Genomic DNA, 13,023 nt, shown 5'->3' on the forward strand with positions numbered 1-13,023 from the left:
ATAAAAACAGTTACAACTAGAACTAATATCCAAGAAAACGCACCACATGGGAAAAAGTTGGAATATCATTTGGAAAATAGTTCGATTTTCATGCAATCAAGCATTCAGGATATCCGATTTTTGTCCGATGAACAATAGAGGTTCTGCAAATTTTCCAATTCACTTTACATTTAAATATTGAGAGGATGATTGAGTTCCATGAGTAACATAAACATTGTTGACGCACTGTTAAAATCCTTGCCTTACATTAGCCTGATCCTGCGGGAGCCAGCAAGCTTGACCGTGTATGACCACGAGAAAGTATTAGATGTGATTATGACAGAGAAGTTCAATCTTGGATTTGAAAAAGGCATGAAACTTATCGATTCCTATCAAAACTATGCTGTTTTGAAAAACGGTCGGGAAGCTACACTCTCTACATTGCCCAAAGAAGTGTTTGGATTAGAGCTGGATACGCTGAACGTTCCCATCTTTGATGATAATAATAACGTTGTCGCTGTATTCTGTGTATCCTATGATCAATCCAATCAGAACCAACTGGAGGACATCATCCAAGAGAATCAAGACATCAATGCAAACCTGGTTGACATGGTGCAGCATGTCGCAGCTCATGCCGAAGAATTGCAGGCTACCAGTGAGCAAATTTTGGAGAACACACGACTGGCTGTCCAGAACTCATCCCAGATTAACAAGGTGGCTGGTTTCATTCGTGAAATTTCCGAACAAACGAACTTGCTCGGCCTGAACGCTGCAATTGAGGCTGCACGTGTAGGTGAAGCCGGTGCAGGATTTGGTGTCGTGGCATCCGAAGTACGTAAACTCTCCGTTGATGCGAAACAAGCAACGACCGATATTGATGCCAGCTTGAAAGACGTACAACAAGTGATTCAGCAGATGGAGGTTGAAGTATCCCAGATCGCTGCCTCCTCGCAAGAACAGGCAAATCTGGTTGCATCCTTCACCGATGTCATTGAGAAACTGAATGATACAGGTACGCGCATGAAAGCTCTATCCGAGCAACTAATCACTTACTCTGTACAAAAGTAACATAGGGAAACAAGAGCAAATCATATACGAACGATCCGCATAAAAACCTTACTGATAGATTGAGGTATGTAATAAACAGGACTTGGAATGCCATCATGGTAGTCCAAGTCCTGTTTTATAGTGCGTTATAACAAGCTTTATTCGTTTGTTGACACTTTGGACGCGCCAAGGATGACATCAATCTAAATCATAAACAATCTTATCCTGTTGCATCCAGCTTTCCTGCACCTGTTACTTCCTCTTCCGACTCCCAGCATTCAATCTCGCCCGGAATATGTATCCGGTCACGAGTGAATACAGGATCACGTCCCTCTGCCTTCTGCCGCTTGTAATCCTTCAAGGCTTCGAAGGTGACTTTGGACAACATCAAGATGGCAATCAAGTTCACGACAACCATCAGACCCATGAACAGGTCAGCCAAATCCCACACTAGTTGCACCTTCGCTACCGCACCAAATACCACCATGCTAATGACAGCAACGCGATACACCCAGAGCCAAACTTTGTTAGACTTAATGAATTCAATGTTTGTTTCACCGTAATAATAATTACCAATCAACGTGCTGAAGGCAAACAAAAATACCATCACCGCCAGGAAGCCTGAAGCCCACGAACCGATGTGTACACTGAGCGCAGCTTGAGTCAGCTCAATACCACCTAGATCCGAACCCTGATATACCCCGGATAACAAAATAATCATAGCCGTACTTGTACATATAACTAGTGTATCTGTCAAAACACCAAAGGCTTGGATCAGACCTTGTTTGACCGGATGGGATGTATCTGCCGTTGCCGCAGCATTTGGCGCACTACCCATACCGGCTTCATTCGAGAATAGTCCACGTTTAACACCATTCATCAGCGCAGCACCCAGTGTCCCGCCAGCGACCTGTTCGACGCCGAAGGCATTTTTCACAATCAACGCAATCATGGCTGGAAGTTCTGTGATGTTTGCGAGCACGATAAATGCAGCCACCCCAATATACAGCACTGCGAGCACAACCACGATATATTCTGATGCTTTCGCGATCCGTTTAACCCCGCCCATAATGATACCTGCAAAAACAACTGCCATAATAATGCCAACCGTTAAGCGATCTGTTCCAAAAGAGTTTTGGAAGGCCACTGTAATGGTGTTGGACTGTACAGCGTTAAAGACTAAGCCGAACGAAAGGGTGATCAGGATAGCAAAAAGAACCCCCATCCATCGTTTTCCAAGCCCACGTTCCATATAATAGGCCGGTCCTCCGCGGAATCCGCCTTTATCTTTAACTTTGTAGATCTGAGCCAGTGTGCTCTCGACGAAGCTCGAAGCCGATCCGATGATCGCAATAACCCACATCCAGAAAACAGCACCAGGTCCACCAAGGGCTATAGCTAGTGCGATCCCTGTAATGTTTCCCGTACCCACACGTGCGGCCATACTGATACAGAAGGCTTGAAATGGGGAGATTTTACCCGGTTCCTTGCTCTTTGGCTCTCTGAGCACCTTGACCATATCACCGATCATACGGAATTGCATGAATTTCGTTTTTGTTGTGAAATAGACTCCGCAGACGACCAGCAGAATGATTAACAGTTTAGACCAGAGAAAATCATTGAAAAGAACGACAACATCTTGTATTGTTTGCTCCATCGATACGCCCCTTATTATGATGTATTATTAAAAAAGACTACTACATTCGTTTCTTATCCCAGCCCTGTGTCTGACCGAGTGCCGTGCTTGAAACAACTGAAAATTTGCAACATTTTACACAACGACAGGTTCAGACTGATGCATGTTACTTATACTACAAGTGCATCTACCGAAATAGACAAATACCTACATGATTTCTGGACATTTTTTTTGAAAATGCGCCTCTCTCATCCAGTCATTGTCATCTAACCTTACATGTGAGCTTCTATGCAGATTTGCGTTTGGGAAGTATGATAGGAGAGATGTCTCAGGATACGGAGATAAGCATGATGAAAATAAAACAGGATTTTATGGCGAGACAAACGGCCGTTTAAATAAAGCTTTTTTAGGGAAATACCGTGATGAATTGGAAAGGACGTGAACAATTTGCGTTATTTTATCGTGGATGATGATCCAAGCGTGCGTTCCATGCTAATGGACATTATTGAAGATGAAGGATTGGGTGACATTGCCGGGGAAGCCGAGGATGGAGCCCATATTCATGCCGAATTGCTGGAACTACATAAGGTGGATGTCCTGCTAATCGATCTGCTGATGCCGCATCAAGACGGGATACAGACCGTACGTGCACTTGAAGGAAAGTTCAAAGGCAAGATCGTGATGATCTCCCAGATTGAGTCCAAAAATATGATTGGAGAAGCCTACTCCTTAGGCATTGAGTATTATATTACGAAACCGATTAACCGGCTGGAGATTCTATCCGTGCTTCGCCTTGTGGAAGAGAGATTGCGGATGCAGCAGTCTATAGCGGATATCCAGCGTACACTGCAAGGACTGACGGGTCTACAGACAGGTGAGCGCAAGCAGGTGCAGGCTCCAGACAAAACCATTACTACCACAGGTCATTTTCTGTTGTCCGAGATGGGCATGATCGGGGAGGCTGGCAGCCGAGATCTACTGGACATGCTGGAATATCTCGAACAACTGGAGACGGAGGAACATAAGCTATCACCTTACACCTTCCCTTCGCTCAAAGACATCTTCCAGCAAGTAGCTCAGCGTAAACTAGGAGAGACTGCATCGGCTGCAGACATTACCAAAGAGGTGAAAGCATCGGAACAGCGGGTGCGCAGAGCCATTTTTCAGACACTAAGTCATGTGGTGTCTCTTGGATTGACAGACTATACCCATCCAAAATTCGAGAACTACGCCTCCAAATTTTTTGATTTTACAGAGATTCGCAAAAAAATGCTCGAATTGCAAAACAACGTGGAGCCCTCTCTGTCCCAAACCCGCATCAATACGAAAAAATTCGTACAGGTGTTGTACCTGGAAGCCAAGCGCATGCTTCATTAAACCAAAAAGGGCATGAATGATCCACCTCCAAAGCTCCCTCACGGTAATGTGAGGTTAGCCCTGACGGCGATCTTCATGCCCTTCCTTGATTGGGGTTGATGTGTTACTCTGTTCGCCCAAACCATACAAGTTCATATCATGGTACATTGTTGCAATATATAGTTGCATTCCCGTTCTGTTCACTTTCACGTGCGTGTCTGATTCCGGGATACTCGATTATACTCATTAATCAATTCATCTAGTGCCATCGACTGCCGAATGACTTCAGGATGTCCAAGCCTTCCCTTATTATGCTCCACCAGTTTATGAAGGTTATGCCTGGCTTTTTCTATTTTGTTTTTCAAATCCAAACTCATAACCATGGCCCCTGATACCTCCTTCATTTGTGTTCCATTGTAGTGTTTCCTGTCAATCTATAGTTGGATTAACATATGGCATAGGAGACATGGATGTTTTGTATGCTTCTCCAAAATTTGAAAGGGCTAATTTCATTCTAATAGAGATTGGTGAAAAATACCAGATGTAACGCCATGTTGTCACATTCTTCCCACTCTATACGCAGCATTTGTTTATACTCTTCACGCCCGAAAAGGCTTTGTGTCATAATTGTGTATTTTATAAGAATAAACCAAAATGCACCCCTCCAATCTCGAACCCCATGGTTGGTGTCCTTCTGAGAATGGAGAGATGCTCTCGGTTATCTCTTATTCATGTCGGATGAAGCTGTCCTGTCTGTTATGCTGACGTATATTTATACATTGGATATCTGTTATTAAATTTGGAATATTAGTTCGTAACTTTCACTTGTATTGTTTCACTTGTTGTCTTCCCATGATCATTGACCCATTCCACTACATATTCATAATCACCGACGGCACGATCTTTGATCTCAACCTTGGCTGTCTGCGCATGAGGAGAAGATGCCGTCAACGGCTGGCTGTCAATCTCCGTACCATTCTCATACAATCGGTATGATGTGGCATTCGTGCCCCACCACATATTCATTGTGATTGTATAGTTGCCATCTCCATCCCAATTGTCGTGGGATAGCTCCGGCTGAGATGGTTCAGCATTGCGAACGGTTATCGTGAGCGGTTGACATTCCGTTTTACCTTTTGCGTTCGTTAGCTCACACGTATATATATAGGTACCATTGGCCCGACCTTGAATGGAAGTGGATGCCTTCTGCGCTGCAGGGGTAGATGCAGATAACTTCTGACGATCTAGCAGTTCTCCGTTCTCATACAGCTTATACTCCGTACCATTGTTCCCCCACCACATGTTCATCGTCACCGTGTAGGTTCCATCACTAAGCCCGTTTCCGTGACCGTTATTGTCAGATAGAACAGGCACTCCAGGTGCACCAGTAACCTGATCCCCAGCCACCACCGTTATCTCAACGGTTGTCTCAGCAATCAGTCCCGCACCATTCTCCGCACGAGCTGTAAAGATATGCTTACCAACAAGCCCAGCCAGCACAATCTCATCCCCTGACTGCACAGTCTCGCCATCCCAAGTCAGCTCCAGATGTGTAATACCCGATTCAGGGTCTTCAGCCTTCACCTTCACTTGAAGCACATCATCCTCGCTCATCTGCTCCGCTGGCATGCCTGTAATGACTGGAGGTGTGGTGTCTTCCGGCTCTTGCGGGCCACCCACATAGCGAATATTCGGAGCCTTCGGCTGTTCCATGCCTGCACCGAGATAAAAGCTTGTGTGTGGAGGCTGGTTATAAGCAACATTTTGCCATGCTACGCCAAGACGATAGACTGGATCATGCATCAACGTACGAAGACGAACATCGGTCTCATCGGTTGTGGTATAGATCCGCAGCTCGGAGCTGTCTTGACTGCGCCAAATCACTTCCTCACGCCAGTCGCCAAATAAATCAGCTTGTAAGCTTGGATTGGCTTTGGTTCCATTGTTGGAAGCAGCTCCTGTTGCTGTCAGCAGGTTAACCGTAGTCTGATTCTCGTAGTACCACTTGTCGATTCGAATACCATCCTGCAGTTCACGCAACAGATCGCCGTCCCACCAAATTCCAAAGTTTGTGGAGGAAGGAATCTTCGTTGTGATCAATTCTCCCTTGGCACTATACAGCCCGGTAATCGGAATATGCTGTTCATTGGTAATCGTAGCCGCCCATACCTCAGCTCCCGGATAGTTTGGATCGATATCAGCTGCCATACCGCGCCCCGTGTCCATCCCCGTAAACACTCCCCAAAGCACTTCACCTGTGGCTGCATCTCTCATCTCCATGCCATATTTCGAGCTTCGGTCCTCATGTACCCCGAATACCTCCATCCCCGGACGGGTTGGATCAAGGTCACTCAGATGCATCGCATCTCCATGTCCCAGTCTTGTGTTGTAAAGTGGCTTACCGTCGTCATCAATTGCCATTGCTCCGAATGTAATCTCATCTTTGCCATCACCGTCCACATCACCTACGGATAGGTTGTGATTCCCCTGACCTGCATAGGAACCGTAACCCTCATCGTTCGAGTCAAAACGCCATACCTGACTGAGCTTACCATCCTGAACATTGTAAGAAGCAAGTACTGTACGCGTGTAATACCCGCGGCTAAACATCGCACTCGGATGCTCTCCGTCCAGATAGGCAACAGCCGCAAGGAAGCGGTCTACACGGTTTCCGTATCCATCCCCCCATGCAGCAACGTCTCCGCGTGGCGGATCATACTTCACTGTATCCAGTGCCGCCCCGGTCTCTCCATCAAATACGGTTAGAAACTCATCACCCAGAAGTACATAACCGGAGCTGTTACGATGATCTGCATTCGCATCCCCGATGACTTTCCCTTGTCCGTCAACGGTTCCGTCTGCGGTCTTCATCATCAGTTCAGCCCGGCCATCTCCATCAAAATCATAGACCAGAAACGGTGAGTAATGTGCCCCTGCCCGAATATTCGGCCCCATATTGATCCGCCAGAGACGGGTTCCGTCCAGCTTGTAGGCATCCATATATACAATGCCGGTAATTCCGGCCTGAGAATTATCCTTACCGTTATTCGGCGACCACATGAGCACGATCTCGTACTCGCCATCCCCATCGACATCCCCGACACTGGCATCTCCTGCATAGTAGGAATACGGCTGCCCGTCTTTGGTATACGCATCGGCAGGTTTCTGCAGCGGCACAGACAGGTATTGCTCCTGCCATACACCGAACTCTTTCGTCGTCGGCTTCTCTATTCCATTTTCTACCGTCGTAACACGGTATTTAGAACTGTCCGTACCTTCGGCATCCGTATAGTTCGTGCTGCCCGTCAGCGGCTCTGCGTTCAGCTTCACATCATCACGATACAGATTGAAAGCAATCGAATCCGTATCCAGCCCCAGCATGCGCCAGCCAATGTAGTTTCCCTGCTCCGTTTTCACCGCAACCGGTGCACGATCCAAATACTCCATTGCCCGGTTCAGCGTTGTAGCTACCGGAGTTTCAAGCACGCTGGACAGCTCGGATACGCCACCTGCATTCACTGAGGCCACTTTATAGTAATAAGGAACCGTACTGAGAATGGTGGAATCCTTAAACGAAGTTTCCTTGGTCCGACCAATCATCTCATAAGGCCCATTCTGGCTTTTGGAACGGTAAATTTGGTAAAATCGTGCACCAGCAGCTTCATGCCATGTGAAAGAAACATCGTTTTTCCGGATCTCTTGTAACGCCAGCCCGGTAGGTGCTTCTGCTTTCGTTACACTTGGATCAATCGTAGATACATTCAGCGCATTGGACGCGAGCGATTCCGTTCCCGTCTGATCCACCGCTGTTACCGTGTATACATAATCCATGCCAAGTTCGATCTGATTATCCGTATAGGCTGGCTCATCAACTGTGGAGAGCAATTCTGATTTAGTTGCTCCCGCAGATTGCCGATAGACCTTGTACTGAACATCTCCAGCAGCCGCCTCCCACGACAACACTGCACGGATCGGCTCACTGTTCAGATCGAGTTCATTCAGTTGAAGCCCGGATGGAGACATAAAGGTTGGTGTGATCTCCAATCCATTGAGATGTGCGGTCTGTCCACTGAACACCAGATTCATCTGGCCATCCTGCACTTGAACATCGTTGATAACCTTCTCAGCTATATTTTGGGCACCCGAGGATACGGTCCCGTGGTCCTTGCCCTCGATATTGATATTCGTTCGTGCGGAGCCGATCCAGTCTCCAATGTAAGCCTTAACCGAATAACTGCCGTTAGGTAAATCCACCTTGAATTCATAACTTCCGCCAAAATAAATGACAAAATCGCGGCGCAGCGCATCCGTGGCATTGCCACGATCCCGATCCGCCATATTCGCCGAAGAGGTCAGGCCGTAGCCCCGCTCCGGCGTGTATAAGGTATTCCTTGTCACCTCGTTATAACCTTCCGCGACTGGAGAGCCAACGGGGCCAAAATCGTATCGATATGCAGCCGACTTCGTGGTGAAGCTCACCTCGTCCGAAGGCTCAGATTCGCCTCGACCATTCACGGCAGTGACACGTACCGTATAGGTTTCACCTTCGGTAAGGCCAGATAAGTTCATGGTTGGAACCGTTGCTGTTCCGGCTAGCGTATACGCAGATGCTGGCTCGGAAGACAGCTTGCGATAGATTTTATAGATATCTGCTGCATCATCTGCTGTCCATTTCAATACAGCACCGGCATTACTGATGCTGCCAGCTTTCAGACCGTTTGGCTTCACTGGAACCTCGGCAGGCACTTCAGCATCTTTCACGGCATCGGCCAGTGGAATATCAAGTTCACGCACCGCACCAGCAACCATTCTTGCGATCTGAATGGCACCGTACTCCTGAAAATGCGTATTGTCAGCAACTCCGTTAGGGAACGCCTGATAAATACCCGGTGCAACATGCAGGAACACCGACAGTGTAGCCTCAGGCCCAATCGAGTCATAATATTCGATGCTGAGTTTGCTCAGATCAATTAGTAGCACATTGTTTTCGGACGCTACTTCTTTGGCTGCCTGAACATATTCAGGGAAGGAAACATTGAATTTACCCGTACTTGCATTGAAGTCCCTGCGTCCCATCGGCGTTACCAGAATCGGCGTTGCCCCCCGTTGCCGCACACCGTCTATGTAGGTTTTCAGATAGATTTTGTAATCGGCCGGGGAAGCGTAGCGGTCAGGCACACTGATGGTCGCATCATTATGTCCGAACTGTACAAATAGATAGTCTCCTGGACGGATTACTCTCAGAATTTCATCCAGCCGCCCTTGGAAAATAAACGACTTGGAACTGCGTCCACCAATGGAATGATTTTTGATCTCCACGGTATCGTTAAAAAAGGAAGGAAACATCTGCCCCCAGCCCGCTTGCGGCTCCCAATACGGATTGTAGGTCTGCATCGTGGAATCTCCTGCCAGATACAGAACAGGTTTGCTTCCCGCATCACGCTCAGCTTGCTTGGTAATAACCAATGCATTCAGATTCGCAGCGGTACCGGAGAATACCAGATTCATCTGACCATCCACCATCGCGATGTCAAAGTTCATCTCCAGATACTCGCCTGCCGCCTTGCTGTTCAGTTGTACCTTGTTCATGCTTTCTACATCGATGGCGATCTCTGTAGCTCCGGCTGCATCCCCGGCAACAAGCGAAACAGTATAGTCACCGTTCGGCAAATCCACGTTGAATTGTCCACCTGTAGCAAATGTTGCAAAATCAGACTTGATTGGATCACTCGTTCCACGATCCTGCACCGTCACCTTGGATGCATCCGCAAAACCATATCCCCGTTCCGAGGTGTAAACGGCATCCGCTCCCACACCCGTATACCCCTCCGCCACGACTCCTGATCCAAAATCATATCGATAAACGGTTGTTTCCCCAGTATCAACAGCTGAATCCGGTGCTGCCGCACTTACTGCTGTCGTACCATAGAATGCACCCCATCCCAAGCTGGAAATCGTAAATATGAATATCAGCACAATTAAACCGAGTTGCCGCGTCCGTTTTGCAATCATCTACACCCACCCTTTCGTTTCTTCAACATGTTTTTCTGCTGAATTAAATAAAGTAAGCGCTTGCATTTTGTTGATGTACAACCCTCCTACGATTCTTACAACTCTCCCTGTTCCTCTCTGACTCCACGTCCACCTCCCCCTTTCCCACCGCAGTTTATGCCGCCGCTTCCAGGCTCACACCGAACTGCAGATTTGATTTCCCCTCGATACTAACGTTAATGTCCTGGAAATAACATGTAATTATCCGTCTTTTTTCACCACAAACCCGATATATTATCCCCCCATTCAACTGGCTGTCACATAAGCAACCGTTTTCCGATGTTTCAGGTAATAATATCCCTTTCCATAACCGGGTCATTCGGTTACAATAGGGCGATATGTGTGTCCGGGTCCGGCGGATGCCAACATGCAGTTTCGAGAATGGCCTACGCAGGCCTATGATTCAGATTTGATATTAATTGGAGGCTTATCAACACCATGCAAACCGAGTCACAGACTAAAGTCAAAATCATAAACGCCGATCCCAGCGCGATGGGATTATTTGGGCTTGCGATTGTAACCCTTGTCGCTTCTTCCCAAAAACTCGGCATTACCGATGGACTTAGCTACGCTATTCCGTGGGCGATCTTCCTGGGTGCTTTCGCCCAACTATTCGCATGTATTCAGGATTCCAAACGCAATAACACTTTCGGCACCACCGCTTTCGGCGCTTATGCCTTCTTCTGGTTCGCCATGGGTGCCAACTGGATGATTAAAATGGGTGTGTTCGGCTCTACACTCGCTGAGCAAACCGATGGCAAGCAGCTTGGATTCGCTTTTGCCGGATACCTGATCTTCACCTTGTTCATGACGATTGGGGCTGTTGAAGCCAATAAAGTATTGCTTATCATTTTCATTCTGATCGATTTCTTGTTCCTTGGTCTGACCTTTGACGCTTTCGGCGTAGCACCACATATCTTCCATACGATCGCTGCATACGCTGAGATGGCGATTGGCATTGTGTCCCTGTATGGTACAGGTGCTTCGGTTCTGAATGCTCACTTCGGTTATACTTTCCTGCCGATCGGCAAACCGTCCGGTATTTTCAGACCTAAGGCTTAATATACAGATTGAAGTCCCACCGCCTGCGCGCCGGTCCGCGCCTGGCGGTTTTTTCGTATTACCTCGTCTCGTACCTCTACATTTGAATATGTTCCTAACCGACACCTATACTATATAAGTTGGACTCAAAGATTTTACACAGCCCACTCCGATGAGAGAATAACCTTTTGAACAAAGAAGAGCCCACAAGAAATGCTGCATTTAGAAATACAATCATAACAGCCATACTGTAAGGAGGAAGAAACATGAGAGAGATACCGAAACCAACGGAGATGGATCAAACGGAGAGAAAGTATGTACGTGAAACGCGCTGCTTCAAAACGGCACGGGTATTCCCGACAGATGTCAACAATCATAACACCTTGTTTGGCGGCAAGTTGATGTCCTACATTGACGATATTGCCTCTATCGCTGCCTCCAAGTTGTGCAGGGTAAATACCGTTACTGCATCAACCGACTCTGTCGATTTTCTGTACCCGATTAATCCTACGGACTCCGTAACACTTGAATCGTTCGCTACGTGGACTGGCCGCAGTTCCATGGAAATTTTCGTGAAGGTTATTCGTGAGGATCTGATAACAGGGGAGAAAAAAATTGCGGCAACAGCCTTCCTGACCTTTGTGGCCCTGGATGAAAATAACCGCAAACTGATCGTGCCCCGTATTATTCCGGAGACTGAAGAGGAGAAAAAGCTGTACGAGACTGCGCCTGACCGCGCAGCTATGCGGAAACAACGGCGGGAAGAGAGCAAAAAGTTCGCTGACTTCCTGACCGTAACATATCCTTGGGAATAAGCACAGAACAGTTTAACCGGAGGATGCCGGATAGATCGATATCGTTCTGCTATCCGGCAACTCTCCTCCCATAGAAACACACCACTGTTGATAGAGCCGGAACGCAGCTCCACTTTCGATATACTGCTTAGACATGTATATACCCTGCTCTATGGAAGGGACACGTCCTGCAACATATAGTCGAAAGCCCGCATTTAACAGCACCTGATTTACAAACGTAAGATGGCCATCCCCGCGTAGTACACTCTCCGCCACCTCAACTTGCCTCGCCGCGGTCCAGATCATATCCGGCACAGGCATATCCAGATCGTAGATTGAAGGATCTACAAGTTCAAGCTTCATCTCACCATCCTCCACAGCATATACACGTGTAGGACGATCAATATAGAGATCCTCCGATCCTTCCATACCTTGAATAACATAAGCACGTTGATACTGAAAACGAGTAAGAAGCTTGGCTATTCGATCCAGAAACGTATTATGAAACACTCCAAAAACAAGATAAGGCGAATGATTATAATCAATCAGCTTCTCGGCTGTATTCAGTACCGTTCGAAAACCTAGTTCTTCCCGTAATGGACGAAGTCTGCGTAACGGCTCACACCAGTCTTCCGCAGAAACATACATTACACCTGTATGGAGAGCAGCACTCCGGGCATTTTCCCGGTCGATCTTCCGTGTATCAATCCCTGCCTCTCTCAATACAACAGACAGCGTAACTCCCCATTTAGGTGGTAAAGGTTCACTACCGTGTAGCGTAACCGGTAAACCCGCTGCCGCCAGTACAAATGCCACAGGGTATGTCGCCATAAATGACTTGGTTCGTCCGTCGTAAGGACCCGCACAATCCAAGCTATCCTGAAATACGGAGAAACGCTCCGCACTGTTCCGGCACGCATGGACAAAGGCTTCCATTTCCTCGACATTCTCCATCTTCATCCGCTCAGCCATAAGAAATGCGGCCGTCTGGGCAGGAGAAACTTGCTGTTTCAATATATTCTCGGCAACGTTCAATGCCTCTGCATAATTCAGATCACGTGAGCCTCGTTTGCCACGCCCTACCTCTCTGAGGATCTGAGACATATCCATAGAGCATCC

Annotated in this window: 8 protein-coding genes; 4 read left to right on the forward strand and 4 right to left on the reverse strand. The window is 47.4% G+C overall.

Annotation, left to right across the window (positions count from 1 at the left end; all coding sequences use genetic code 11):
* Positions 1 to 207 precede the first annotated feature (207 nt).
* Positions 208 to 1,047 (forward strand): methyl-accepting chemotaxis protein, encoded by an 840-nt coding sequence (locus tag J2T16_RS15340; protein WP_418792786.1) that lies wholly within the window; start codon positions 208 to 210, stop codon positions 1,045 to 1,047.
* Between the two features lie 199 nt (positions 1,048 to 1,246).
* On the opposite strand, the gene J2T16_RS15345 is transcribed toward J2T16_RS15340, so the two are convergent.
* Complete coding sequence (locus J2T16_RS15345; protein ID WP_221790010.1) at positions 1,247 to 2,683, reverse strand: alanine/glycine:cation symporter family protein; 1,437 nt, start codon at positions 2,681 to 2,683, stop codon at positions 1,247 to 1,249.
* A gap of 426 nt (positions 2,684 to 3,109) precedes the next feature.
* Between J2T16_RS15345 and J2T16_RS15350 the strand changes: the two genes are divergently transcribed.
* Positions 3,110 to 4,039, forward strand: coding sequence for a response regulator (locus tag J2T16_RS15350; RefSeq protein WP_090921525.1), 930 nt, complete (start codon positions 3,110 to 3,112; stop codon positions 4,037 to 4,039).
* A gap of 185 nt (positions 4,040 to 4,224) precedes the next feature.
* Here the strand turns inward: J2T16_RS15350 and J2T16_RS15355 are convergent, their stop codons facing one another.
* Together J2T16_RS15355 and J2T16_RS15360 are read right to left on the reverse strand one after the other, a co-directional pair.
* Positions 4,225 to 4,401: an aspartyl-phosphate phosphatase Spo0E family protein gene (locus J2T16_RS15355; protein ID WP_090921523.1), complete on the reverse strand. Its 177-nt coding sequence runs from the start codon at positions 4,399 to 4,401 to the stop codon at positions 4,225 to 4,227.
* 424 nt (positions 4,402 to 4,825) lie between these two features.
* Complete coding sequence (locus J2T16_RS15360; RefSeq protein ID WP_499018651.1) at positions 4,826 to 10,030, reverse strand: rhamnogalacturonan lyase family protein; 5,205 nt, start codon at positions 10,028 to 10,030, stop codon at positions 4,826 to 4,828.
* Between the two features lie 477 nt (positions 10,031 to 10,507).
* Here J2T16_RS15360 and J2T16_RS15365 point away from each other — a divergent pair, with 477 nt between their 5' ends.
* Together J2T16_RS15365 and J2T16_RS15370 are read left to right on the forward strand one after the other, a co-directional pair.
* A complete protein-coding gene (locus J2T16_RS15365; protein ID WP_090921519.1) occupies positions 10,508 to 11,131 on the forward strand; it encodes an acetate uptake transporter in 624 nt (207 codons plus the stop codon).
* Positions 11,132 to 11,376: 245 nt separating this feature from the next.
* Entirely contained in the window at positions 11,377 to 11,925 is a 549-nt protein-coding gene (locus tag J2T16_RS15370; protein ID WP_186809692.1) for an acyl-CoA thioesterase, read from the forward strand.
* A 12-nt stretch (positions 11,926 to 11,937) separates the two neighbouring features.
* Here J2T16_RS15370 and J2T16_RS15375 read toward each other — a convergent pair whose 3' ends face one another.
* Positions 11,938 to 13,014, reverse strand: a complete 1,077-nt coding sequence (locus J2T16_RS15375) for an anthranilate phosphoribosyltransferase (RefSeq protein WP_090921517.1) — start codon at positions 13,012 to 13,014, stop codon at positions 11,938 to 11,940.
* Positions 13,015 to 13,023: the final 9 nt, after the last annotated feature.

The sequence above is a fragment of the Paenibacillus intestini genome, assembly GCF_030803945.1.
GTDB lineage: Bacteria > Bacillota > Bacilli > Paenibacillales > Paenibacillaceae > Paenibacillus > Paenibacillus polysaccharolyticus.